Source organism: Streptomyces changchenzhani (assembly GCF_039766235.1).
Classification (GTDB): domain Bacteria; phylum Actinomycetota; class Actinomycetes; order Streptomycetales; family Streptomycetaceae; genus Streptomyces.
Genome location: NZ_JBDHNH010000011.1, coordinates 284,804 through 309,280 on the forward strand (window position 1 = coordinate 284,804; position 24,477 = coordinate 309,280).

Annotated in this window: 19 protein-coding genes and 1 pseudogene; 10 read left to right on the forward strand and 10 right to left on the reverse strand. The window is 70.9% G+C overall.

Features of this window, described 5'->3' with window-relative positions:
- Positions 1-66 precede the first annotated feature (66 nt).
- Positions 67-1,679 (forward strand): annotated as a pseudogene (locus tag ABCR94_RS31490) (MDR family MFS transporter).
- Between the two features lie 127 nt (positions 1,680-1,806).
- Here ABCR94_RS31490 and cseC read toward each other — a convergent pair.
- From cseC to ABCR94_RS31515, 5 genes are all read right to left on the reverse strand, one after another.
- Positions 1,807-3,099, reverse strand: a complete 1,293-nt coding sequence (gene cseC, locus ABCR94_RS31495; protein WP_347124005.1) for a two-component system sensor histidine kinase CseC — start codon at positions 3,097-3,099, stop codon at positions 1,807-1,809.
- Between the two features lie 55 nt (positions 3,100-3,154).
- Positions 3,155-3,856 (reverse strand): two-component system response regulator CseB, encoded by a 702-nt coding sequence (gene cseB, locus ABCR94_RS31500; protein ID WP_347124007.1) that lies wholly within the window; start codon positions 3,854-3,856, stop codon positions 3,155-3,157.
- Between the two features lie 11 nt (positions 3,857-3,867).
- Positions 3,868-4,527 carry a hypothetical protein gene (locus ABCR94_RS31505; protein WP_347124008.1) on the reverse strand — a complete coding sequence of 220 codons (660 nt, stop codon included), beginning with the start codon at positions 4,525-4,527 and terminating at the stop codon, positions 3,868-3,870.
- Positions 4,515-5,072: a SigE family RNA polymerase sigma factor gene (locus ABCR94_RS31510; RefSeq protein ID WP_347124010.1), complete on the reverse strand. Its 558-nt coding sequence runs from the start codon at positions 5,070-5,072 to the stop codon at positions 4,515-4,517. Before ABCR94_RS31510 ends, ABCR94_RS31505 begins: the two co-directional genes overlap by 13 nt.
- Before the next feature lie 139 nt (positions 5,073-5,211).
- The gene (locus ABCR94_RS31515) at positions 5,212-6,114 is read right to left on the reverse strand and encodes an iron-sulfur binding domain-containing protein (RefSeq protein WP_347124012.1); all 903 of its coding nucleotides are present in this window, start codon (positions 6,112-6,114) and stop codon (positions 5,212-5,214) included.
- Positions 6,115-6,430: 316 nt separating this feature from the next.
- On the opposite strand from ABCR94_RS31515, the gene ABCR94_RS31520 reads away from it, so the two are divergent.
- Complete coding sequence (locus tag ABCR94_RS31520) at positions 6,431-7,228, forward strand: hypothetical protein (protein ID WP_347124014.1); 798 nt, start codon at positions 6,431-6,433, stop codon at positions 7,226-7,228.
- Positions 7,229-7,323: 95 nt separating this feature from the next.
- Here the strand turns inward: ABCR94_RS31520 and disA are convergent, their stop codons facing one another.
- Complete coding sequence (gene disA / locus ABCR94_RS31525) at positions 7,324-8,457, reverse strand: DNA integrity scanning diadenylate cyclase DisA (RefSeq protein WP_347124015.1); 1,134 nt, start codon at positions 8,455-8,457, stop codon at positions 7,324-7,326.
- Positions 8,458-8,548: 91 nt separating this feature from the next.
- A complete protein-coding gene (radA, locus tag ABCR94_RS31530; RefSeq protein ID WP_347124017.1) occupies positions 8,549-9,958 on the reverse strand; it encodes a DNA repair protein RadA in 1,410 nt (469 codons plus the stop codon).
- A gap of 252 nt (positions 9,959-10,210) precedes the next feature.
- Between radA and ABCR94_RS31535 the strand changes: the two genes are divergently transcribed.
- Positions 10,211-11,935: a BACON domain-containing protein gene (locus ABCR94_RS31535; protein ID WP_521978259.1), complete on the forward strand. Its 1,725-nt coding sequence runs from the start codon at positions 10,211-10,213 to the stop codon at positions 11,933-11,935.
- A 22-nt stretch (positions 11,936-11,957) separates the two neighbouring features.
- Here ABCR94_RS31535 and ABCR94_RS31540 read toward each other — a convergent pair whose 3' ends face one another.
- Positions 11,958-12,800, reverse strand: a complete 843-nt coding sequence (locus ABCR94_RS31540) for a DUF3109 family protein (RefSeq protein WP_347124019.1) — start codon at positions 12,798-12,800, stop codon at positions 11,958-11,960.
- A 40-nt stretch (positions 12,801-12,840) separates the two neighbouring features.
- On the opposite strand from ABCR94_RS31540, the gene ABCR94_RS31545 reads away from it, so the two are divergent.
- From ABCR94_RS31545 to ilvD, 4 genes are all read left to right on the forward strand, one after another.
- Positions 12,841-13,773 carry a Ppx/GppA family phosphatase gene (locus ABCR94_RS31545; RefSeq protein WP_347124021.1) on the forward strand — a complete coding sequence of 311 codons (933 nt, stop codon included), beginning with the start codon at positions 12,841-12,843 and terminating at the stop codon, positions 13,771-13,773.
- Between the two features lie 102 nt (positions 13,774-13,875).
- Complete coding sequence (locus tag ABCR94_RS31550; RefSeq protein WP_347124022.1) at positions 13,876-14,700, forward strand: sugar phosphate isomerase/epimerase family protein; 825 nt, start codon at positions 13,876-13,878, stop codon at positions 14,698-14,700.
- The gene (locus ABCR94_RS31555) at positions 14,697-15,308 is read left to right on the forward strand and encodes a TetR/AcrR family transcriptional regulator (RefSeq protein WP_347124024.1); all 612 of its coding nucleotides are present in this window, start codon (positions 14,697-14,699) and stop codon (positions 15,306-15,308) included. The genes ABCR94_RS31550 and ABCR94_RS31555 overlap by 4 nt, the downstream gene beginning before the upstream one ends.
- A 166-nt stretch (positions 15,309-15,474) precedes the next feature.
- Positions 15,475-17,328 carry a dihydroxy-acid dehydratase gene (gene ilvD, locus ABCR94_RS31560; RefSeq protein ID WP_347124026.1) on the forward strand — a complete coding sequence of 618 codons (1,854 nt, stop codon included), beginning with the start codon at positions 15,475-15,477 and terminating at the stop codon, positions 17,326-17,328.
- A 39-nt stretch (positions 17,329-17,367) separates the two neighbouring features.
- Here ilvD and ABCR94_RS31565 read toward each other — a convergent pair whose 3' ends face one another.
- Entirely contained in the window at positions 17,368-19,491 is a 2,124-nt protein-coding gene (locus tag ABCR94_RS31565) for a serine/threonine-protein kinase (protein WP_347124028.1), read from the reverse strand.
- Between the two features lie 121 nt (positions 19,492-19,612).
- On the opposite strand from ABCR94_RS31565, the gene ABCR94_RS31570 reads away from it, so the two are divergent.
- The 3 genes from ABCR94_RS31570 to ABCR94_RS31580 all read left to right on the forward strand — a co-directional run bounded on the left by ABCR94_RS31570 (position 19,613) and on the right by ABCR94_RS31580 (position 22,581).
- Positions 19,613-21,193 (forward strand): IS1182 family transposase, encoded by a 1,581-nt coding sequence (locus ABCR94_RS31570; protein WP_347119510.1) that lies wholly within the window; start codon positions 19,613-19,615, stop codon positions 21,191-21,193.
- A gap of 158 nt (positions 21,194-21,351) precedes the next feature.
- A complete protein-coding gene (locus ABCR94_RS31575) occupies positions 21,352-21,705 on the forward strand; it encodes an SH3 domain-containing protein (RefSeq protein ID WP_347124029.1) in 354 nt (117 codons plus the stop codon).
- Between the two features lie 324 nt (positions 21,706-22,029).
- Positions 22,030-22,581, forward strand: a complete 552-nt coding sequence (locus ABCR94_RS31580) for a hypothetical protein (protein WP_521978261.1) — start codon at positions 22,030-22,032, stop codon at positions 22,579-22,581.
- 86 nt (positions 22,582-22,667) lie between these two features.
- On the opposite strand, the gene ABCR94_RS31585 is transcribed toward ABCR94_RS31580, so the two are convergent.
- Complete coding sequence (locus tag ABCR94_RS31585; RefSeq protein ID WP_347124031.1) at positions 22,668-24,176, reverse strand: SulP family inorganic anion transporter; 1,509 nt, start codon at positions 24,174-24,176, stop codon at positions 22,668-22,670.
- Between the last annotated feature and the right edge of the window lie 301 nt (positions 24,177-24,477).

The window sequence follows — 24,477 nt, forward strand, 5'->3', positions numbered from 1 at the left end:
CTACTTTCCCCAGTGTAGTCACCTTGTCGGGCGGCAAGTAAGTACGTAACAGGGGAGTGGGAGTACATGGGGCGCGGGGCGAAGGAAAAGACGGCAGAGGCTGCCGGGACGAAGGCGGCCGGGGCGGTTCACCAGCCGCGCAGTGTGCGCGTGGTGCTGCTGGCGCTGATGATCGCGATGCTGCTCGCGATGCTGGACAACATGATCATCGGCACCGCCATGCCGACCATCGTCGGCGAACTGGGAGGCCTGGAGCACCTGGCCTGGGTCGTCACCTCCTACACCCTGGCGACCGCGGCCTCGACGCCGATCTGGGGAAAGCTCGGCGACCTCTACGGGCGCAAAAGCATCTTCCTCATCTCGATCGTCGTCTTCCTGATCGGCTCCGTGCTCAGCGGAATGGCCCAGGACATGGGGCAGCTGATCGGCTTCCGTGCCATTCAGGGTCTCGGCGCGGGCGGTCTGATGGTCGGCGTCATGGCGATCATCGGCGATCTGATTCCGCCGCGGGAGCGCGGCAAGTACCAGGGCATGATGGCCGGCGTGATGGCGCTCGCCATGATCGGCGGACCGCTGGTCGGCGGGTTCATCACCGACCACCTCGGCTGGCGCTGGAGCTTCTACATCAACCTGCCGCTGGGCGCGGTCGCGCTCGTGATGGTCACGATGGTCCTGCACCTGCCCAAGAAGGAACGTTCCACCGCGAAGATCGACTACCTGGGCGCCGCGCTGCTGACCGTGGGCATCACGTCGATCGTGCTGGTCACGACCTGGGGCGGTACGGAGTACGCCTGGTCGTCGGCCATCATCATGGAGCTCATCGCGATCGGCGTCGCCTCCATCGTCGGCTTCCTCTTCGTGGAGACGAAGGCGGCCGAACCGATCATGCCGCTGCACATCTTCCGCAACCGCAACTTCACGCTGATGTCGATCATCGGCTTCCTGGTCGGCTTCGTGATGTTCGGCGCGGTGCTCTTCCTGCCGCTGTTCCAGCAGTCCGTACAGGGCGCTTCGGCGACCAACTCCGGTCTGCTGCTGCTCCCGATGCTGCTGTCGATGATGGTCGTCTCGCTGATCTCGGGCCGCGTCACCACCAGCAGCGGCAAGTACAAGATCTTCCCGATCATGGGCGGCGGACTGATGGTCGCCGGACTGTTCATGCTCGCGCAGATGGACACCGATACCTCGCGTCTGACCTCCGGCATCTACATGGCGGTGCTCGGCGCAGGCATGGGCTTCCTGATGCAGATCACGATGCTGGTCGCGCAGAACAGCGTCGAGATGAAGGACATGGGCGTCGCGTCGTCCTCGACGACTCTCTTCCGTACGCTCGGCAGTCCTTCGGCGTCTCGATCATGGGCGCGCTCTTCACCAGCCGGGTCCAGGACTCGATGGCCGAGCGGGGCGGCGCGGGTGTCACCCAGCAGTCGGCGCAGCTCGACGCGGCGAGCCTGGCGAAGCTGCCGGAGGCGGCGCGTGAGGCGTACCAGTTCGCGGTGGCTTCCGGCACGCATGCGGCGTTCCTGCTGGGCGGATCGATCGCGGTGATCGGATTCGTGGCGGCCTTCTTCGTGGAGGAGGTGCCGCTGCGCGGCGCGGGCCCGGAGCCGGAGCCAGCCGCGGGTCCGGGTGCCGACGCTGTGGTCCCGGGCCGGGAGCTGGCGAAGGAAAACGCCTGACTAGGTCTGACCAAGCCTCACCACGCCCGACCGAACCCGACCGACCTCGTGACCCATGATTCCCGGCCCCCGCTGTACGCACCGGGGGCCGTTGTCAGTGGTGGCCGCCCAGTGGTGCCCGCCCCCACTACTTGGCGGGCAGCCGCACGATGGGGTAGCTGCCGGTGGTGGTCGGCGCGTGCTCCGGGAGCCACAGCACCGCGATGGCCCCGCCGTTCTGGTGCGCGTTGCGGAAGGTCAGCCGGGCGCCGAGGACGCGGGCCTGACCGGCCGCGATCGTCAGGCCCAGGCCGTGGCCGCGGCCCGCCCGGTCGCTGCTGCCCGTGCGGAACCGGCTCGGCCCGTCCTTGAGCAGTGCCTCGGGGAAACCGGGCCCATGGTCGCGCACCCGCACCACCCGGCCCTCGACGGTGACTTCGAAGGGGGCCTTGCCGTGCTTGGCGGCGTTGCCGAGGAGGTTGCCGAGGATGCGCTCCAGGCGGCGGGGGTCAGTGCTCACCCAGGACTCGTGGACCACCCGCACCACCGCGTCCGGGTGGAGCAGCATGACCCGGCGGCCGACGAACTCGCCGAGCGCGATCTCCTGCAGCTCGGCCCGCTCCGACGCACTGTCGAGCCGAGCCACCTCCAGGACGTCCTCGACCAGCGTCCGCAGGGCCTGGGCCCGGTCCCGTACGAGCTCCGTTGGGCGGCCGGGCGGCAGCAGTTCGGCGGCGGTGAGCAGCCCGGTCACGGGGGTGCGCAGCTCGTGCGCGATGTCCGCGGTGACCCGGCGTTCCGCTTCGAGGCGCTCCTGGAGCGCGTCGGTCATGGCGTCGACGGCGCGCGCGAGCTCATCGGTCTCATCCTGTACGACACCGCCGATGGCGTCCCGTACGCGTACGTTCGCATTGCCCTGGGCGACCTTGCCCGCCGCGGTGGCCGCCTTGCGCAGCCGCCGGGACAGCTGGCCGCCGATCAGCACACCCAGGGCGCAGCCGCCGAAGACGACCGAGACCGAGCCGATGACCAGGGCGCGGTCGAGGTCCTCCATGATCGCGGTGGAGCGGTCGGTGAACGGGGTGTGCAGCGACAGCACGTCGCCGTTGCCCAGGGGGGCGGCGGCCCATACGTCGGGCACGCCGTTGGGGCCCTCCGCGACATGGGTGGCTCGGCGGCCCCGCTCGGTGCTCGCCTTGAGCTCCGGGGGCAGCGCGGGATCATTGAGCTTCGTGCCGAACCTGGGCTCGCGCGCGGACTCGTACCACCGCTGGGCGAACTGCAGCCGCTCGATCTGTACCTCGCGGGCGTTGTCGAGCATCGAGACGCGTGCCGCGTTGTGCACGACCAGGCTCAGGGTGATCGCGATGAGCGCGCCGACTCCGGCGATGGCGATGCTGATCTTCCAGCGGACGCCGGTGCGCAGGGCGAAGCGCCTCATGCGGAGTCCCGTTCCGTACGAGAGGCGACAACACAAGGGGCGGCCGGGTGGTGGTTCATGCCTTCAACTTGTATCCGAAGCCGCGGACCGTCTCGATGCGGTCCTGGCCGATCTTGGTGCGCAGCCGCTGGACATGGACGTCCACCACCCGGGTGTCGCCGCCCCACCCGTAGTCCCAGACCCGCTCAAGCAGCTTGTCGCGCGAGAGGACCGTGCCCGGCGCGGAGGAGAATTCGAGCAGCAGCCGCATCTCCGTCGGCGTCAGGCCCACCGGCTCGCCGTCCTTGCGGACCTCCATGCCCTCCGTGTCGACCTCCAGGTCGCCGAAGACCAGCAGCCCGCCGTCGGGCCCCAGGCCACGGTCGGGGCCACCGGCCGGGCCGCCCGCGTGCCCGAAGCGGCGCAGCACCGCGCGGATGCGCGCGACCAGCACCGCACCGTCGAAGGGCTTCGTCACATAGTCGTCGGCGCCGGCCTCCAGGCCGAGCACCACATCGATCGAGTCGGCCCGCGCCGACAGCATGATCACCGGCACGGTCGACTCGTCGCGGATGCGCCGGCACAGGCTCACGCCGTCGATGCCGGGCACCATCACATCGAGCAGCGCGATGTCGGGCTGGTTGCTGCGGAAGGCTTCGAGGCCGGACAGGCCGTCGGGCATCGCGGTGACCACAAAGCCGTGGCGCTCCAGCGCGAGCTGGGTGGCTTCGCGGATGACATCGTCGTCCTCCACAAAAAGGACATGGGTCTCGGCCATCCGCTGCTCTCTCAGTTCTCCGTCGGGGCGCTCGGCTGCGCGGCGGATCCTTCGTCGTCCTCGCCGACCGCGCGGCTGAAGTCGTTGTGCACCTGATCGTGCACGGTGAACTTGTTCCCCGACCAGCGGTAGGTGATCACTTCTTCGCCCGACGGATATGCCATCGGGTCGTCCTTCCCGTAGACCGGCTTGGTCAGGACCAGATCGCCGCGGTCGATCTCCGCGTAGACCGCGGGGGCCTCGGCCGCGAAGACATTCTCGTATGAATCGCCCTGCTCTCGGTACACATACGTACCGATGCCCACGGCGTCCCCGCACGTCATCACGTTCACCACAACGTCGTTGTCGGTGCTGCCGGTGAGCTTTCCGTACGAGGTGTCGACCGGGTACTCGTCCTTGACGCACGGCTTCAGGTCGCGCTTGACGGTGTCGCTGACCTTCGGGTCCTCCCGGAGCAGCGCCACCGCGTTCACCCGCTTGGCGGCCGGCGGTGTCGTCGTGCCGTCGGACGGCGTCGCGCGGGCGACCGCGTCGGTGCGGGCCGGACCCGCGTCGCGCGTGCCCGTACCGCCCGCCTCACAGGACACGGCGAACAGGCCGACGGCGGCGAGGCCGGCCAGAGCCGTGCCACTCGCCGCCCATGTGCTGCCGCGCTTCGCTAGGCCGCGCACCGCTCCCGCCCCCGTCCGTCACCGTGCCCCGCGCGCTCGAACACGCGCGCGTCCAGCTCACGGCTCTCCAGCTCCTGCCGCAGCCGGGCGAGTGCCCGGTGCAGTGTGCTCTTGACCGTACCTGCCGACATTCCGAGAGCCGCGGCCGTCTCTTCCGTGCTCATCTGCTCCCAGTGTCGCAGCACGACCACGCTGCGCTGCTTGGGTGCCAGCACTCCGAGTATGTCCATCAGGAGTGCGCGGTTCGCGCGCTGCTCGGTGCCGTCCTCGACGCTCGCGTCGGGCAGCTGCTCGGTCGGAACCTCTTCGAGCTTGCGTGCACGCCACCACTCGGTACGCGTGTTGATCATGACGCGGCGCAGGTAGGCATCGGCCAGGGACTTGTCCACTATGCCGTCCCAGCGGCCGTACGTGCGCACCAGCGCGGTCTGGAGGAGGTCCTGGGCGTCGACCGGGTCGGGGACGAGCCGCCTGGCACTCCGCAGCAGGGCCTCCTGCCGGGTGCGTACGTACTCTTCGAATTCGAGCACCTCGCCGTGCGCCATTCAGAACCGCCTCCGTCCCACTGACCAACCCCGTGAACTGCTTACGTCCCAGGACGCTACGGAGGCGTTGTCACGGGGCTGTGCGGGTCAGCCCTCGGCAGGCGCACGGCTGGCCGTCGGTTGTGTAACGGCGAAGATCTCAGCTCAGGGGCAGCCGGTAGACACTGCTTTCCATGGGCTCCACCAGGCCGTCAGCGACCAAGCCGTCGAGTGCGCGCGCACGCTGGACCGGCTCGTCCCACACCGCGTCGAGCGCGGCCTGCGAAACCGGCTCGATCGCCTCGCGCAGTACGGCGAGGAGCTTGCCGCGCACCTGACGGTCCGTACCGGCGTACGTCTGCCCGCGCCGCGGGGCCCCCTCGTGCGCGGGCTTGCCGGCCAGCCGCCACGCGCACTGCTCCGAGACGGGGCAGCGCGAACAGTCCGGGCTCTTCGCGGTGCACACCAGCGCGCCGAGTTCCATCGATGCGGCAGCCCAGCGGGCCGCCCGCGTGTCCTCCTCGGGGAGGAGCGAGCGGGCGAGCCTGCGCTCGGCGGCGGTGGTGGCGTTCGGCGGGTACTGGATGCCGGAAACCGCGCGGGCGAACACCCGGCGGACGTTCGTGTCCAGTACGGCGTACCGCTGCCCGTACGCGAAGGAGGCGACGGCCGCGGCCGTGTACTCGCCGATGCCAGGCAGGGCCAGCAGCCGCGCGTGCTCGCTCGGCACCTTGCCGTTGTGCCGCTCGGTGATCGCGACGGCCGCACCGTGCAGCCGCAGAGCGCGCCGCGGATAGCCGAGCCGGCCCCAGGCCCTGACCGCCTCGCCGGGCGGCTCGGCAGCCAGATCGGCGGGCAGCGGCCAACGGGCGAGCCACTGCTCGTACACCGGAAGCACCCGGCTGACCGGCGTCTGCTGCAGCATGAACTCACTGACCATCACCCCCCAGGGCCCCGCTTCGGGGCGTCGCCAGGGAAGGTCACGGGCGTGCACGTCGAACCACGCGATGACGGGGGAGTGGAGGGCGGTGGTGGCGGTGGTGGTGTCACTGGTCGCAGTCATGGCACTGGCGATCCTGACATGTTTCGACCCGCCCGTGGACGAGGGGGTCCCCGGCGGATCTCCGTGGCGAGGACCCGGCGGACACCCCCGGGCAGGACCTGACGATCATCAGGGGGGACATGCTGCTCGGTGCTGTTCATGACCGGTGGACGTACGGAAGGTTGCCCGGCCGTCACATGGAGCGATCGTCAGGTGCCGCACCCGAAGGCAGTTAACGGTGTGTCAGATGCGGGCCGGAATGATGATCGGGGAAAGTTGCGGAGACGAGCGGCGGGTGGGGCGGGAGTTGGCGCCGATCTCTCGTAAGGTTTGTGCCGTGGGATCAATGCGTAATCCAGTCGGGCCGCTTCCCTCCTCCATTTATTGGCGCCGGAGGGCAGTAGGCCTGTCCTTGCTTGCCCTGCTCGCGGTGCTGGTCCTATGGGCCGTCATCACCGGTGGGGACAAGGGCAGTAAGGACGAGGGCCGCGGTGGTGCGAGCCCCGCGCCGTCCACCATCACCCCGGGCCCCTCCTCGTCGGGCCCGGCCATCAGTGAGGGACCCGGCGGGCGCGACGAGCCGGGCGGCACCGGTGGCAGCGACGGCGGAGGCGGCACCGGCGGCGGTGACGGCGGAGGCGGCGACCAGGGGGACACCGACCCGGGCGGCGGCGGAGGCAGTGACGGCACCGGTGACGGTGGTGGCGGTGGCGCCGGCCAGCGTGTGCCCGCCAGTTCCACCCTGCCCAACTGCACGCCGGGCGCCATCAAGCTGTCCGTACGCAGCATCAAGAACGAGTACGAGCCGGGCGAGGAGCCCAAGTTCGAGCTGATCGCGAAGAACACCTCGGCCAGCACCTGCAAGATGGACTTCGGGCCGAAGGCGGCCGTGCTGACCATCACCGATGACGACAACAACGAGGTGTGGTCCTCCGAGGACTGCCCCCGCGCCCCCGAAGCGCTGCTGCTCCGCGTCCCCGGGAAGACGACCGTCAAGCACACCGTCGAATGGGACCTGAAGAAGAGCGGCCCCAAGTGCGCGACGCCGCCCGCGACGCCCGCGGGTGACGGGACCTACCTGGTGGAGATGGCGGGCGTGAAGGCGCCCGCCGCGTTCTCGGTGAAGAAGGACTGACGACGGACCCGGGAGACCGGGAACACCTGAGCGCCGCACCCCGACGGGGCGCGGCGCTCAGGTGTTCCCGCTTCAGGCGCTCACACGTTCCTGCTTCAGACGTACCGCTCCAGGATCGACGACTCGGCCAGCCGGGACAGGCCCTCGCGCACCGAGCGCGCCCGTGCCTCGCCCACGCCGTCGACCGTCTGCAGATCGTCGACGCTCGCGGCGAGCAGCTTCTGCAGCCCGCCGAAGTGCTCGACGAGCCGCTCGATGATCGCGCCGGGCAGCCGCGGAACCTTAGCGAGGAGCCGGTAGCCGCGCGGCGACACCGCGGAGTCCAGCGTCTCGGGAGAGCCGCTGTGCCCCAGTGCCCGCGCCACGGTGGCCAGTTCGAGCAGCTCGGCATGGGTGAGCGCGTCCAGCTCGGTCAGCGCTTCGGCGACCGTGCGGGAGCGTTTCGCCGTCGGCTCCGGGACATAGTCGCGTACGACCAGGTCCCGCTCCGGCTCGACGCCCGCGATCAACTCGTCGAGCTGGAGGGAGAGAAGGCGACCGTCGGTGCCCAGCTCCACCACGTACTCGGCGATCTCGGTGGCGATGCGGCGCACCATTTCCAGGCGCTGCGCCACGGCCGTCACGTCGCGGACCGTCACCAGGTCCTCGATCTCCAGCGCGGACAGGGTGCCCGCGACTTCGTCGAGGCGGAGCTTGTACCGCTCCAGGGTGGCCAGCGCCTGGTTGGCGCGGGACAGGATCGCGGCCGACTCCTCCAGGACCCGGCGCTCCCCGTCGACGTACAGCGCGATCAGGCGCATCGACTGGGAGACCGAAACCACCGGAAAGCTGCACTGCTTGGAGACCCGGTCCGCCGTGCGGTGGCGGGTGCCGGTCTCCTCGGTCGGGATGGACGCGTCCGGGACCAGCTGGACGCCGGCCCGCAGAATTTTGGTGATGTCCTTGTCCAGGATCAGCGCACCGTCGAGCTTGCACAGCTCGCGGAGCCTGGTCGCGGTGAACTCCACGTCCAGCACGAAGCCGCCGGTGCACATGGACTCGACGGTCTTGTCCATACCAAGGACGATCAGACCGCCGGTGTTGCCGCGGAGAATGCGCTCCAGGCCGTCGCGCAGGCCCTTGCCGGGCGCGACTGCGCTCAGCGTGGCGCGCATCAGCGCTTCGATGCCCGCATTACCGGAGCCTCCGCCGGACTTTCCGGGTGCTGTTGCCCGGTCGTTGGCTGCCACTGCACTCCTCCGGTCACGGGGTTGCGATGCCCCTTGGGGCGCTGGACTTCGCCTCGCGTACTCGTACGGACGGGCGAGACCAGGGCAAAGTCTACCGGCGCTCATCCTCACTTCGTGGGGCCTGTGCGCGAGCCCGGTGCGGAAGCACTCCCAGAGCCTCTCCTATGTCGGCCACTTCGGTGACCTTCATGCCCGCGGGAACCTTCCCCGGGTCGCTCGGGACCAGGGCGTGCGTGAACCCCAGACGGTGTGCCTCGGCCAGTCTGCGCTGGACTCCGGTGACCCTTCTGACCTCCCCGGCGAGGCCCACTTCGCCGATCGCGACCAGGTTCTTGGGCAGCGGGGTGTCGCTCGCCGCGCTGGCCAGTGCGAGCGCGATGGCGAGGTCGGCGGCGGGCTCGGTGAGCTTCACACCGCCCACCGTCGCGCTGTAGATGTCGCGCTTGCCGAGGGCGGTGATCCGGCCGCGCTGCTCAAGGACGGCGAGCATCATCGACACCCGTGACGTCTCCAGGCCCGATGTGGTGCGCCGGGGGGACGGGATCTGCGAGTCGACGGTCAGCGCCTGGACCTCGGCGACGAGCGGACGCTTGCCTTCGAGCGTGACGGTCAGGCAGGTGCCGGGGACGGCCTCGGCGCGGCGGGTGAGGAAGAGCCCGGACGGGTCGGCCAGCCCGGTGATGCCCTCGTCGTGCAGCTCGAAGCAGCCGACCTCGTCGGTCGCTCCGTAACGGTTCTTGATGCCTCGTACGAGACGGAGCCTGGCGTGCCGGTCGCCCTCGAAGGACAGCACGACGTCCACGAGGTGCTCCAGGAGGCGCGGCCCTGCGATCGCGCCGTCCTTGGTGACATGGCCGACCAGGATGGTCGACATGCCGCGGTCCTTGGACGCCCTGATGAGCGCCCCCGCGACCTCGCGGACCTGGGACATGCCGCCGGGCGCCCCGTCGATCTCGGGCGATGCCACGGTCTGCACCGAGTCGAGGACGAGCAGGGACGGCTTGACCGCGTCGAGGTGGCCGAGGACCGCGGAGAGGTCGGTCTCGGCGGCCAGATAGAGGTGGTCGCTGAGCGCGTGGATCCGGTCGGCGCGCATCCGCACCTGGCTCGCGGACTCCTCGGCCGTCACATACAGCGTCCGGTGGTCGTCGCTCGCCGCCTTCGCGGCCACGTCCAGCAGGAGCGTCGACTTGCCGACGCCCGGCTCACCCGCGAGCAGCACCACGGCGCCCGGCACCAAGCCGCCGCCGAGGACGCGGTCCAGCTCGTCGACGCCGGTGGAGCGGGCGGTCGCCGAGCGGCCGTCGACCTGGCCGATGGGGAGCGCCGCCGTGCTCACCCGCCCGGCCGCGGTGGTCCGTACAGCGGGCGTGCCGGTCTCCTCGATCGTGCCCCAGGCCTGGCATTCGGGGCAGCGGCCGAGCCACTTGACGGCCGTCCAGCCGCACTCGGTGCAGCGGTAGGACGGTCGGTCCTTCGTGGATTTCGTACGGGCAGCCATGTCGGGAACCGTAGCCGTGACCACTGACATCGCGGACCACGGCCGCCACCGGGCGGTGCCCGGCGCGTTACTGGGCCCGGGTCCGTGCCCTCCGCGGCTCTCCGGAAGACCTCACAGCCCGTCTTCGCCCGCCTTCGTCAGGGCCACGGAATCCCCGACTCCTGTCCCCTTTTGAGGGATACCTTCACCCGTAAGGATTAAAAGTACTCAAGGCGAGCAGAGGGCCTGCTCACCTCTGCCTACGGTCTGCGAGTGACGACCACCAGGCGGGAGCAGCCCAAGCAGCCCATGAACACCACCGGCGCACACCGGGCGCGCAGCAGGGTGCCCCGGCCCACGCTCGTGCAGGCCCCGCCCACGCGTTACGAGCCCTATCTGGACGGGCTGTTCACCTACTGCCTGTCCGTGCTCTGCGACCACGCCGAAGCCACCGCGGTCCTCGGTGAGGTACTGGTCATCTCCGAGCGCAGGCACGGCCGTTGCCCGTCCGGTGACCCCGAGCGCAAGGCCTGGCTGTACGCCCTCGCGCGGTGGGCCTGTCTGCGCAAGCTCACCGAGCAGAGGCGGCGGCGCCAGGGGGCGCACAGCGGGAGCCGCACGCCCGTTCCCGCCCCGGTGAGCCCCGTCCCCGAGGAGACCGCCGCCCGCCACCACGCCGAACTGGCCCTGCTGGCCTGGCCCGAGGCGGCCGGCACCACCCCCGAGCAGCGTGACGCGCTGGAGCTCGCCGTACGCCACGGGCTGGGCCCGCGCGAGGTCGCCGCCGTGCTGGGGATGGACTACCCGTCGGCCCGTGAGCTGCTGGCCGCCGCTGCCTGCGAGGTGGAGCGGACCCGCGCCGCCCTCGCCGTCGTGGAGGGCGGGACCTGCCCGATCGTGGCCCGGCTGACCGGCGACAGCCAGGTGCTGCTCGGCACCGCCCTGCGCCGCGAGCTCGTCCGGCACGTCGACGACTGCCCCCGCTGCCGGCGCTCCGCGGAGCGGGCCGGGGCGGGCGGCCCGTGGCCGGGTACGGGCATCGTGCCCGCCGCGCTGCCCGTCGTACCGGCGCCCAGATCGGCGGCGTACGCGGCGATGCTGGCCGTCCCGAAGGCGCGCGTCGCCGCGCCCCGGTTCGACCGCGACGGCTTCCCGCTGGACCCCAAGGACCGCGCCGCGCGCCGCGACCGGCTGCGCACCAGGGCGGTCACGACGACGGTCGTGGCGACCGTGGTGGCCGCACCGGTGTTCGCCCTCTGGGCTGCGTACCGTGGCGCTCCGCTCACCGGCGAGAGCCAGGGCGGCGCCTCGGTCACCGCGAGCGAGGCGGACGAGGCCGGCGGGAGCGACGGCGACCAGAACGACCGCGCGGCCGGCGACGAGAGTTACGACGCGTACGAGAACGCGGGCAACGCCCGGCCCACCCCCGACTCCGACTTCACGCCCGGCACCCGCTCGCCGGACGTCTCGGTGCAGGTCATCAGCGGCGGTACGACCGGGCCGGGCCGTCCGGGCGAGGCCGCGGGGCGGCTGGCGGTGGAGGCGCGGTCGGCGGGCAGCACGACGGTGGTCACACTGACCGCGTCGGGCTCGGCGCCGGTGTCCTGGTCGGCGTGGACGGACGCGTCCTGGCTCTATCTGAGCCAGTCGTCGGGCACGCTGGACCCTGGCGAATCGATCACTCTGTATGTCTCCGTGGACCACGAGCGGGAGCCGGCGGGCGCATGGCGCGCCCGGATCGGCATCGGTCCTTCGGGCGCGATGATCGCGGTCGAGGGCCACGGCCGCGGCCCGACGAACCCGCCGCCCCGCCCGGACCCGACACCCACGCACCCGACGACGCCGCCCCCGGACCCGGATCCGACGCCCACGGACCCGACGCCGCCGCCCGACCCGGACCCGACACCGACCCCGCCGGACCCGACGACCCCACCCCCGACATCGGACCCGCCGCCCTCGGACCCGCCCCCTTCCGATTCACCGCCGCCTTCGGACTGAGCGGGTGCGCCCCGTGCGCCGGTCAGGGAGTGCCTGGGGCCCCCGCAGGCCTCGGGTCGGCCGGATGCGGAGCCATCGGCAGCAGCGCCGCCAGGCGCTCCACGCAGAGCTCCACCAGCCGGTCGTACGCCGCCTTGCCCATCAGCTCGGTGAGCTCCGGCTTGTACGTCACGTACACCGGATCGCCCGCCCCGTGCGCCGACGTCGCCGACGTGCACCACCAGTGCAGGTCGTGGCCACCGGGGCCCCAGCCCCTGCGGTCGTACTCGCCGATGGTGACTTGCAGCACGCGCGTGTCGTCCGGCCGCTCGATCCAGTCGTACGTACGCCGCACCGGCAACTGCCAGCACACGTCCGGTTTGGTCTCCAGCGGCTCCTTGCCCTCCCGCAGCGCCAGGATGTGCAGCGAACAGCCCGCGCCGCCCTCGAAGCCCGGCCGGTTCTGGAAGATGCAGGAGCCGTCCCAGCGCCGCGTCTGGCGCTCGCCGTCGTCGTCGGTCTGGGTCCAGCCCGTCTTCGTACCGACGTTGTGGAACTGCCACACGTCCGGCGTCAGCCGCGCCACATGACCGGCCACGCGCTTCTCGTCGTCCTCGTCCGAGAAGTGCGCCCCCAGCGTGCAGCAGCCGTCGTCGGCCCGGCCCGCCACGATGCCCTGGCAGCCACTGCCGAAGATGCAACTCCACCGGGACGTCAGCCAGGTCAGGTCGCAGCGGAAGATCTGCTCGTCGTCGCCTGGGTCGGGGAACTCGACCCAGGCGCGCGCGAAGTCCAGGCCCTTTTCATCGGGAACCCGTTGGGGCTGCTTGGACTGCTTGGGCTGCTTAGAGGCTTTGTCCTGCTTCGCCTTTTTCGTCTTTGGCACGGGACAAGCCTATGCGCGCCGCCGCAGTAGCGTTCCGCCTATGAGACTCGGAGTCCTCGACGTGGGGTCGAACACGGTTCATTTGCTGGTGGTCGACGCGCACGCCGGCGCGCGCCCGCTTCCCGCGCACTCGCACAAGGCCGAACTGCGTCTCGCGGAGCTCCTCGACGAGGACGGGGCCATCGGCGCCGAGGGCGTCGACCGGCTGGCGACGACGATCGCCGAGGCCGTTCAGGCGGCCGAGGACAAGGGCTGCGAGGAGGTCCTGTCCTTCGCCACCTCCGCCGTGCGCGAGGCGACCAACGCCGACGAGGTGCTGGCCCGCGTCAAGCGCGAGACCGGCGTGGACCTCCAGGTGCTGAGCGGCGCGGAGGAGGCGCGGCTGACCTTCCTGGCCGCCCGCCGCTGGTTCGGCTGGTCGGCGGGCAAGCTGCTTGTCCTGGACATCGGCGGCGGCTCCCTGGAGATCGCGTACGGAATCGACGAGGACCCCGACGCCGTGGTGTCGCTGCCGCTCGGGGCGGGCCGGCTGACCGCGGGCTGGCTGCCCGGTGATCCGCCGGAAGCGGCGGACGTCAAGGCGCTGCGCCGTCATCTACGGGCCCAGATCGCCCGTAACGTCGGCGAGTTCAGCCGCTTCGGCAAACCCGATCATGTCGTGGCGACGTCCAAGACCTTCCGGCAGCTGGCGCGCATCGCGGGCGCGGCCCGCTCCACCGAGGGCCTCTACGTACAACGTGAGCTGAGTCGCAGATCGCTGGAGGAGTGGGTGCCCAAACTGGCCGCGATGCCGGTCGCGCAGCGGGCGACACTGCCCGGCGTCTCGGACGGCCGCGCGGCCCAACTGCTGGCCGGAGCCATGGTCGCGGAGGCCGCGATGGACCTCTTCGGGGTCACGACGCTGGAAATCTGCCCCTGGGCCCTGCGCGAGGGCGTCATCCTGCGCCGCCTGGACCACCTCCCGACCATCTAGGGGGTGTCCGGCCGACCTCCGCGGTGTCGCGGGGCGTGGCACGCACAGCCGCGGCGGAGACCGACCGGACACCCCCTGGCCGTGGCCCGTACGCTGTCCCTCGTGGCAGAACCAGTGGTGCGCATCCCGGATGCGAAGGTCGCGCTGTCCACGGCATCGGTGTATCCGGAGTCGACGGCGACGGCCTTCGAGATCGCCGCACGTCTCGGCTACGACGGCGTCGAGGTCATGGTGTGGACGGATCCCGTCAGCCAGGACATTGAAGCCCTGCGCAGACTCTCCGACTATCACGGCGTGCCGATCCTGGCCGTCCACGCGCCCTGCCTGCTGATCACGCAGCGGGTGTGGTCCACGGACCCGTGGATCAAGCTCCAGCGGGCGCGGGCCGCCGCCGAGAAGCTCGGTGCGTCCACCGTCGTCGTACACCCGCCGTTTCGCTGGCAGCGGCAGTACGCACGCGACTTCGTCTCCGGGATCTGGCGGATGGCGGACGAGACCGACGTCCGATTCGGCGTCGAGAACATGTACCCGTGGCGGTACAAGGACCGCGAGATGCTCGCGTACGCCCCCGACTGGGACGTCACGAAAGACGACTACCGTCACTTCACGATCGACCTGTCGCACACCGCCACGTCCCGCAGCGACGCCATGGCCATGATCGACCGGATGGGCGACCGGCTCGGCCACGTCCACCTGGCCGACGGCATGGGCTCGGGCAAGGACGAGCACCTGGTGCCCGGACGCGGCAACCAGCCCTGCGCGGAGCTGCTCGAACGCCTCGCCCGCCGCGGCTTCGACGGCCATGTCGTCATCGAGGTCAACACCAGGCGCGCCATGTCCTCCGCCGAACGCGAGGCCGACCTCGCGGAGGCCCTCGCCTTCACCCGGCTGCACCTCGCGTCGCCGCTCGGAGCCTCGCGGCCATGACGGACGCGGCGCCGCGACGACGCGGCCGCCCGCCCCGTTCCGAGGGCGCCGAGGGCCCCGGTGCCCGCGAGCGCATCCTCCAGGCGGCCCGCGCGGAATTCTCCGAGCGCGGCTACGACAAGACGTCCATGCGGGGCATCGCCAAGGCGGCGGGCGTCGACGCGGCGCTCGTGCACCACTACTTCGGTACGAAGGACGACGTCTTCGCCGCCGCCATCGAGATGTCCTTCGAGCCCGCGCTGGTGCTCCCGTCGATCATCGGCCAGGGCCCGGACGGCATCGGCGAGCGGCTGGCCAGGTACTTCATCGGCGTCTGGGAGAACCCGGCGACGCGGGCCCCGCTGCTTGCGGTCGTGCGGTCGGCGCTGACGAACGAGACGGCGGCGAAGGTGCTGCGTACGTTCGTACTGCGCCGCCTTCTGGAGCGGATCGCGGCGGATCTCGACGTACCGAACCCGACCTTCCGCGCGGAGCTGGCCGCCTCGCACATGATCGGGATCGCGATCCTGCGGTATGTAGTGAAGGTGGAGCCGATGGCGAGCGTCGACACAGAGGAAATCGTCGCCATGGTGGCGCCGACACTCCAGCGGTACCTGACCGAGGACTGAGTTCCGGGGCCGTAAGAAAGACTCGGGACTGACCGAAGACTGAGCACCCCGTCCCGCATTTCGGACAAGCTGTCCAGCTCGTGGATACGGGCGTACGCTCGACAGCAGTCCTGTACACGATCCATGAGCCCCACATCTGCTGAATCTGCTGAAGGAGCGAGCGACGATGCCCGAGCTGAGGTCCCGCACAGTCACCCACGGCCGCAACATGGCGGGTGCGCGCGCCCTTATGCGGGCATCGGGCGTAGCGAGCGCGGACATCGGCAAGCCGATCATCGCGGTCGCCAACTCCTTCACCGAGTTCGTCCCCGGCCACACCCACCTCGCCCCGGTCGGCCGGATCGTGTCCGAGGCGATCCTGGCGGCGGGCGCGGTGCCCCGCGAGTTCAACACGATCGCCGTCGACGACGGCATCGCGATGGGCCACGCCGGGATGCTCTACTCGCTGCCTTCGCGCGACCTGATCGCCGACTCCGTCGAGTACATGGTCGAGGCGCACTGTGCGGACGCGCTGATCTGCATCTCCAACTGCGACAAGATCACGCCGGGCATGCTGATGGCCGCGATGCGCCTCAACATCCCGACCGTCTTCGTCTCCGGCGGCCCGATGGAGGCCGGCAAGGCCACCCTCGTCGACGGCACGGTCCGCAAGCTCGACCTGATCAACGCGATCTCGGACGCGGTCGACGAGTCCGTCTCCGACGAGGACATGCTCCGTATCGAGGAGAACGCCTGCCCGACCTGCGGCTCCTGTTCGGGCATGTTCACCGCCAACTCGATGAACTGCCTGACCGAGGTCCTCGGCCTCTCCCTCCCGGGCAACGGCTCGGTGCTGGCCACGCACACCGCCCGCAAGAGGCTGTACGAGCAGGCCGGCCGCACGGTCGTCGACATCACCAAGCGCTACTACGAGCAGGACGACGAGACGGTCCTGCCGCGCACCATCGGCAGCCGCGCCGCCTTCGACAACGCCATGGCCATGGACATCGCCATGGGCGGCTCGACCAACACGATCCTGCACCTGCTGGCCGCGGCGCAGGAGGCCGAGCTGGCCTACGACCTCGACGACATCAACGAGGTCTCGCGCCGCGTCCCGTGCCTGGCCAAGGTCGCTCCGAACGTGGCGCCCGGCGGCACGTACTACATGGAGGACGTGCACCGGGCCGGCGGCATCCCCGCGATCATCGGTGAGCTCTACCGGGGCGGTCTGCTGAACGAGGACGTGCACTCGGTGCACTCCGCGTCGCTCGCCGACTGGATCAAGACCTGGGACGTGCGCGGCGGCTCACCGTCCGCCGAGGCGATCGAGATGTGGCACGCGGCCCCCGGCTGCGTCCGCTCCGCGACCGCCTTCTCGCAGTCCGAGCGCTGGGCGACCCTGGACCTGGACGCGGCGGGCGGCTGCATCCGCGACATCGAGCACGCCTACTCCAAGGACGGCGGCCTGGCCGTCCTCAAGGGCAACCTGGCCGTGGACGGCTGCGTCGTGAAGACCGCCGGCGTCGACGAGTCCATCTGGACCTTCGAGGGCCCGGCCGTCGTCTGCGAGTCGCAGGACGAGGCCGTCGACAAGATCCTCCGCAAGGAGATCGAGCCGGGCGACGTCGTCGTCATCCGCTACGAGGGCCCCAAGGGCGGCCCCGGCATGCAGGAGATGCTCTACCCGACGTCGTTCCTCAAGGGCCTGGGTCTGGGCAAGGTCTGCGCGCTGGTGACGGACGGCCGCTTCTCCGGCGGTACGTCGGGCCTGTCGATCGGCCACGCGTCACCGGAGGCCGCATCGGGCGGCACGATCGCGCTCGTCGAGAACGGCGACCGCATCCGTATCGACATCCCCAACCGGACGATCGAGCTGCTCGTCGCGGACGAGGACCTGGCCACCCGCCGCGAGGCGCTCGGCGGTGTGTACGAGCCGAAGAACCGGAACCGCAAGGTCTCGGCCGCGCTGCGGGCGTACGCCGCGATGGCGACCAGCGCGGACAAGGGCGCGGTCCGCGACGTCTCGCTGCTGGGCGGCTGAGCCCCGCGGGGACGGTCGTCGCCCCGATTCCCCTCGCTCTCACCAACCCGCCGGGTTCCTCGCGTCCACGGCGAAGACCGACCCGTCGGGGGCGGTCGCGAAGACCCTGTCCCCGACGGCGACCGGCGCCGGCAAGGTCGGCGTGAACGTCTGCCGCCCCCCGTCCATCCGCGGCTCGCTCTGACCGAGCAGCGCACCGTCCGCCGCGTCCACCGCCAGCAGCCGCCCGTCGGCCGCCGCGAGGTACACCCGGCCTTGGGCCGCGACCGGCTGCGACGCCCGGCTGACCGACGTTTCGAGCCGCCACCGCTGGGCGTCCTGCGCGCTGCCGGTGCGCCGCGTGTCGACGGCGAGCAGCGAGCCCCCGGCCCCGAACACGTACACCGTGTCGCCGTGCACCGCGGCCTGCGCCTGGTCGACGGGGGTGACGAGCGGGACGCGCCGCGAGGCGCGGGCGGCGGCGCCGGGTGCGGTGTCGAGACGTACGACCGCGTTGGTCAGGGAGTCGGTGTCGTACGCCAGCAGGAACAGGGCCCCGCCCGACGCGGCGACCGGACTGAGCATCCCGTCCAGCCGCTCCTCCCACAGCTCGGCGCCGCTGTCCGGATCGACGGCGCCGACGGTGCTGGACGTACCGTCGGCCGAGGGCGTGACGGAGAGCGCGGGGCCGCCGCCGGACGCCACCCACTGCGTGCCGAGCCCGCCGCGCCGCTCGGTCCAGCGCGTCTTCCCCGTGACGTTGCTGATGGCTACGACTGTGCCGTCAGCGGCCACCAGGAGCACGGACCGCGTGGTGTGCAAGATGGTCGGGTACGCGGAGATGCCGATGCTCCAGCGTTTCGCGCCGGACGTCGGATCGAGGGCCTCCAGCCGGTCCCCGCCCGGTGCGACGACGTGAAGCAGCCCGCCGGAGAGCACGGGCGTGCGATCCTGCCCGGCACGCCGGGACGAACCGGCGGCCTTCTTGGACCAGACGGTGGCGCCATCGGCGGTGCTGAGCCGGGAGGCTTTGACGCCGGGGGCGTTGCAGTAGAGGGCGTGGCCGGCGTACGAACAGGCGGGCGTGTTGTTCTCACCCCCGGACCGCATCGAGACGTCCCACGCCCGAGGCGCCTGCTTCTCCTCGACCCTCTTCTGCGCGGTGGGCAGTTGATGATCGGGGGAATCGCCCGCCGCCATGGCGTGTACGGCATAGGCCCCACCGATGAGCAGCAACGCCAGAGCCACGCCGAGCACGGCCCGTCGGCGGGACACCCTGCGCGGGGGTGTGGCGGGGGGCAAGGCCGGGGGCGGCGCCTGCACAGCCACAAAACCCTGGGTGTCGTCGGCCGTCCGGTACCCGGCGGACCGCAGCGCGGCCATCAGCTCGTCCGGGGTGGGCCGGTCGGCGGGATCCTTCGCCAGGCAGCGGGTGATCAGCGGAATCAGTACGTCCGGTACTCCTGCCAAGTCCGGCTCGTTGTGCACCACTTGATACGCGACGATGTACGGGCTGTCCGAGTCGAAGGGACCGCTCCCGGTCGCGGCGTGCACCAGCAAGGCGCCCATCGCGAACACATCGGCCGCGGGCCCCACTTCACGCGGGCGCTGGAACTGCTCGGGCGCCATGAACGGCGGCGTACCGATCAACTTGCCCGTCTCCGTACGCAGATCGCTGTCCGTCGGCCGCGATATGCCGAAGTCGATGACCTTGGGCCCGTCGGCGGCCAACAACACATTGCTCGGCTTGAGATCGCGGTGCACCACGCCGACGCGGTGGATGTCGCGCAGCGACTCGGCCAGCCCGGCGCCGAGCCTGAACAACTCCTCGGGGGGCATCGGCCCGTTCCGCTTGACGCGTTCGGCGAGGGTGGGGCCCTCGATGAACAGCGTGGCCATCCAGGGCCGTTCGGCGTCAGTGGCGGCGTCCACGACAGGCGCGGTGAAGGCGCCGCTCACCCGTCGCGCAGCCGCGACCTCCTGCCGGAACCGGGCCCTGAACTCGGGGTCCTGGGCGTACCCGGCGTGCACCACTTTGACGGCCAGGCGCAACCCCGAGGCGGACGTGGCCAGATGGACCACACCCATGCCGCCCGAGCCGAGTACCGACTCCAGCCGGTACTGCCCGGCGTACTCCGGCAGCTCCGCTTCCGGTCCCGTTCCGATGCTGCGCAGCGGCGGCATCGCCCACCCCCGTGTATTCGTCGGCTGTTCGTCCGCGAGCGCGACGCACGGAGCCTAGAAGTGCACTGAAAATGTTGGGTTCTGGACCCGTCCTGGGTGGGATGGGGCCAGAATCGTTTTCATGCAGGGGGACTGGGCCGGGGAGCCGGTCGGGGCGGATGTGTGGGAGACCTGCCGGGAGCTGATCCCGGCCGGGAGCGTGTTCGCGTTCTTGGCCGAGCACCGCGAGACGCTGTTCCCCAGGTCGATGTTCGCGGACATGTACCCCTCGGCCAACGGCCGGCCGAGTATGCCGCCGCAGGTGCTGTCCGCCGCAGTGGTACTGCAAAGCCTGTACGGGGTCTCGGACTTCGATGCCGTCCAGGAGTTGCGGTGCGACCTGCGGTGGAAGGCGGCCTGCGGTCTTGGACTGCACGACACCGCCTTCGACCCCTCCTTGCTGACCTATTTCCGTCGTCGCCTGCAACGCTCGGCGGATCCGAACCGGATCTTCACCAAGGTCAAGGAGGTCGTGGCCGCGACCGGTGTCCTCAAGGGCAAGCACCGCCGGGCGCTGGACTCCACCGTGCTGGACGACGCGGTGGCCACCCAGGACACCGTCACCCAGCTCGTCGCCGCGATCCGGCAAGTGATCCGCGAGGTCCCCGGCGCAGGCGAGGTCGTCTCGCGGTGGTGCACCGCCCACGACTACACCGACCCCGGCAAGCCCCGCATCGCATGGAACGACGAGGCCGCGCGGGCCGACCTCGTCGACGCCCTGGTCAGCGACGCCCTGAACCTGCTCGGCCGGCTCCCCGAGCAGGAACTCGGCGAGCGCGCGGCCCAAGCCCTCGCCCTGCTGGCCCTGATCGCCGGGCAGGACGTGGAACCCGTCGAGGGCTCCGACGGCCGGGACGGCCGCTGGCAGATCACCAAGGGAACCGCCCACGACCGCGTGGTCTCCACCGTCGACCCCACCTCCCGGCACATCCACAAGAACCGAAGCCGCCACCAGGAAGGCTTCCGCGCGCACGCCGCCTTCGAGCCCGAGGCCGGACTGTTCACCGAGGTCACCCTCACCGCCGGAAGCGGCGCCGACAACCACGAAGCCGCCGTCGCCGAGGACCTCCTCGCCGACGAGGACCAGGACCTGACGGTGCTGGGCGACGCCGCCTACGGCACCGGCGAGTTACGCGAGAACCTCCAGGCGGACAGCCACACCCTGGTCATCAAGCCCCCACCGCTGCGGCAGACCATCCCCGGCGGCTTCACCGGCGACGACTTCCAGGTCGACACCTCCGCCGGCACCGTCACCTGCCCGGCGGGCAACACCGTCACCCTCGGCCGCCCCCTCAAAGGCGGCAACCGCCAGGCCCAGTTCAAGAAACTCTGCCGCGACTGCCCCCTGCGCGAGCGCTGCACCACGTCCAAGACCGGACGCGTCTTCAGCGTCCACCCCCAATACGACACCCTCAAAGCCGCCCGACACCAGGCCGCCACCAGCAAGGAATGGCAGGACGAGTACCGCCGCTGGAGACCACCGGTCGAACGCGCCATCGCCTGGCTCGTCGCCCGCGGCAACCGCCGGGTCCCCTACCGAGGCGTCCTCAAGAACGACACCTGGCTCCACAACCGCGCCGCCGCCCTCAACCTCCGCCGACTCATCAACCTCGGACTCACCCGCACCAGCGGCACCTGGACACTCACCCCTGCCACCACATAGGCCAGCCGGGGATGTCCCATCCCGATCCAGCCGAGACCCAAGACAAGATTTTCAGTGCACTTCTAGTCGATGATGCGTGCGATGTCGGTGGGGCTTGCTAGCCTGCGTGGCACACACAGAGAGTGAACATCCACGAGACATCAACGGGGGAGAGCCTGATGGCTGTTGGAGAAGCAGAAGCCACAAGGAACGCAGCAGGCGCCAACGCGGACAAGGAGGCCGCCACCACTACCGCCACCGAGGAGACCACCTTCGCGGCGACGGCGGTGCGGTATCCGGTAGCTCCCGGTTACCGGGTGAACGTACGCAGTGGCCCCGGCACAGGCTACGGAGTGGTCAAGGTCCTGCCGTACGACGCCCGGGTGCCGATCAACTGCCAGTGCCCGGGGACAAGAGTGTCCGGCCCGTACGGCACGACGAACCTCTGGTCGAACATAGCGAACGGCCAGTTCGTCTCGGACGCGTACATCAAGACGGGCAGCGACGGCTACATCGCACCACGCTGCTCCTGACCGAGGAGATCAACTCCCGGGCGAGGCGAGGCGAGGCGCTTGAGCGGGCCGGGAGTTAGGGGCTTTAGGGGCTGGGGACGGCGATAGGGATGAGGACCGGGACGGGGCCGGGTGGGCGGGCAGCTTTCCCACCCGGCCCCGTCTCGCCATTTCAGCCCGTCCGGCGTTTGAGGACCGGAGTCTGGGGCGGAGCCCCAGTTTCGGGAAGGGGCGGGTAGGGGAAAGCGCCGCAGGCACCCCGCACCCCCACCGGCCCGCACCTACCACCTGCACCCGCCCCCACCCCGCACGTCCCCACCTCCACCGCAAGGGATAATCGCCCTCGTGAGCGAGAACAGCGACAACACGGACGACACCACGCCCGGCGAGGCCAAGCCCGCCGACCCCACCCCCACCCCCACCCCCACCGGCCCCCGCCCCGAGCCCATCCGATTCTTCGGCACGACCTGGGTCGGCCACGACAACGGCTACGCCCTGCGCCGCGCCGGAGCCGCACTCGGCTCACTGGCGCTGGCCGTCGCCTCCTGCTTCGTGCTGCGCTTCGCCTACGAGGGTCTGGAGATCGCCGAGGTCGGCGGCTGGGTCAACCTTCTGGTCGTCGTGATGTTCGCGATCTGCAGCGCGATCGCCTTCCGCCGCACCTGGGAGGGATACTCGCGCCGCCCCGACCCCAGCACCGAGGCATCGCTGCGCAGCCTCAAGGGCATCGGTTTCATCGGCGTCCTGCTCGCGTATTTCTTCCGCTCGCTGGCCGAAGCTCCGGGCGAGAAGCTGCGCCGCGGCGAGTACGAGTCGGCTGTCACCCAGTACGAGCGCCGCCGAGGCACCCGCACCGGCAACCCGGCCGCCCGCAAGAAGAAGCCCAAGAGCAAGTAGCCCCGCCGGGACCCGCCCCCGCAACCAGCGGCACCTCCCCCGCACCCACAAGCTCACCCCCCACCCCACTCACGCACCGCACCCCGTCACCCAACTCGCGCCGACGGCACCCAGCCCCCCTCCTCCTCGTCGTCCTCCGACGCAACCCCCGCCGCCCGGCGAGCCGCCCGCCGCCGCTCAGCCCACCCCTCCAGCGCCGCCGCGCACGCATGGTCGACATGCCGCAGCCCACCCAGATCCAGCCGTACGGGCCGCTCGTGCGGCAACGCCTCCAGCGCGTCCAGCAGCTTCGGCAGACGCAGGAACGTGGCGTTGCCCCGCACCCGTACCCACAGACCATGCTCGGCGCCCAGGTCCTCCGTCTCGATGTGCACATGGCTGGTGTCCCACGCCGTCTTGGCGACGGCCAGCAGCAGCCCGGCCAGTACGCCCTCGAAGAGGTCCGTGACGACGATCGCCCCGGCCGTCACCCCCAGCACGACCGCCTCCCCGCGATGCCCGCGCCACAGCGTCACCAGCGACTTCGCCCCGGGGATGAGCTTCCACCCCGCGTGGACGAGGATCCCGGCCAGCGCAGCCACCGGAATCACCCCGAGCGCCGCGGGCACCGCCGCGACGAAGAGCAGCAGCCACACCCCGTGCAACACCCGAGAGGCCTTGGTACGGGCCCCCGCCCGCACATTGGCCGCGCTGCGCACGATGACGGCGGTCATCGGCAGCGCTCCGAGGACCCCGCAGACCGCGTTGCCCGCGCCCTGCGCGATGAGCTCCTTGTCGTAGTCCGTCCGCGGCCCGTCGTGCAGCCGGTCGACGGCAGCCGCGCTGAACAGCGACTCGGCGGAGGCGATCAGCGCGAACGCCAGCACCGTCCCGACGACGCCGACCTCCGCGAGTCGCGCGAAAGAGGCGACGTCGGGCGGCTGTACGGCGTCGAGCAGCCCGTGCACCTCCACGCGTCGTACCGGCAGATCCAGCAACGCGGTGGTGGTCGCGGCCAGCGCGACGGCCGCCAGCGGCGCCGGCACCACCCGCGCCGCGGTCCGCCACCTGGGCCAGCAGACCAGCACCAAAACCGTCCCCACCCCGACGGCCAGCGCAGTCAGAGCCGGGGCGCCCGGACCGCCCCCCGGTGCGGCGAGCCCGGTGACCAGCCCCGGCAGCCCGGCGATCTTCGGCACCCCGCCGGCCGGAGCCTCCGTGTCGGCCATGACGTACACCTGGCCGGTTATGAGGACCAGCCCGATCCCGGCGAGCATGCCCTGGACGACGGCGACCGAGATGGCCCGGAACCACCGGCCGAGCCCGAGCACCCCCATGCCCACCTGCACCAGCCCGGCGGTCAGTACGAGCACCCCGAGTGCCCCGACGCCGTACCTCTGTACGGCTTCGTACACGAGCACGGTGAGCCCGGCGGCCGGCCCGCTGACGTGCAGGCTGCTTCCGGGCAGCGCCCCGGCGACGAGCCCGCCGACGATGCCGGTGATCAGGCCGAGCTCGGCCGGCACGCCGGACGCGACGGCGACGCCGACGCACAGCGGCAGGGCTATGAGGAAGACGACCAGGGAAGCGGTGAAGTCGGCTCGACGGAACGACAACGACCGGGCACGTAACGACCGGGCACGTAACGACCGAGCACCCAAGGACAGACGGCTCACCACGGCAGTACCTCCACGCACCCTTACGGACAACGAATGTCATTGTCCGATAAGGGAGTTGGGCGTGGCGCGACTTTCCACCACACACCTGTGGATACGGAAGCACGAGGGGCGCAACACGGCAGATCACCCACATCCGACACCGCCCCGCGCCCCGCACGCGCCGCCCGAACCGCACGGCACTGCCTTGCACGGCCCGGTCGAACCGCACGAACCCGCACCGCCCCGCACGCGCCGCCCG

Bases quoted from the DNA above. Each gene is read 5' to 3' on its own strand.
- ABCR94_RS31570 (WP_347119510.1), top strand. From the start codon at position 19,613: ATGCAGGGGGACTGGGCCGGGGAGCCGGTCGGGGCGGATGTGTGGGAG.
- ABCR94_RS31515 (WP_347124012.1), bottom strand. From the start codon at position 6,114: ATGACTGCGACCAGTGACACCACCACCGCCACCACCGCCCTCCACTCC.
- ABCR94_RS31555 (WP_347124024.1), top strand. From the start codon at position 14,697: ATGACGGACGCGGCGCCGCGACGACGCGGCCGCCCGCCCCGTTCCGAG.
- ilvD (WP_347124026.1), top strand. From the start codon at position 15,475: ATGCCCGAGCTGAGGTCCCGCACAGTCACCCACGGCCGCAACATGGCG.
- ABCR94_RS31510 (WP_347124010.1), bottom strand. From the start codon at position 5,072: ATGGCGCACGGCGAGGTGCTCGAATTCGAAGAGTACGTACGCACCCGG.
- radA (WP_347124017.1), bottom strand. From the start codon at position 9,958: ATGGCTGCCCGTACGAAATCCACGAAGGACCGACCGTCCTACCGCTGC.
- ABCR94_RS31565 (WP_347124028.1), bottom strand. From the start codon at position 19,491: ATGCCGCCGCTGCGCAGCATCGGAACGGGACCGGAAGCGGAGCTGCCG.
- cseB (WP_347124007.1), bottom strand. From the start codon at position 3,856: ATGGCCGAGACCCATGTCCTTTTTGTGGAGGACGACGATGTCATCCGC.
- cseC (WP_347124005.1), bottom strand. From the start codon at position 3,099: ATGAGGCGCTTCGCCCTGCGCACCGGCGTCCGCTGGAAGATCAGCATC.
- ABCR94_RS31575 (WP_347124029.1), top strand. From the start codon at position 21,352: ATGGCTGTTGGAGAAGCAGAAGCCACAAGGAACGCAGCAGGCGCCAAC.
- ABCR94_RS31545 (WP_347124021.1), top strand. From the start codon at position 12,841: ATGAGACTCGGAGTCCTCGACGTGGGGTCGAACACGGTTCATTTGCTG.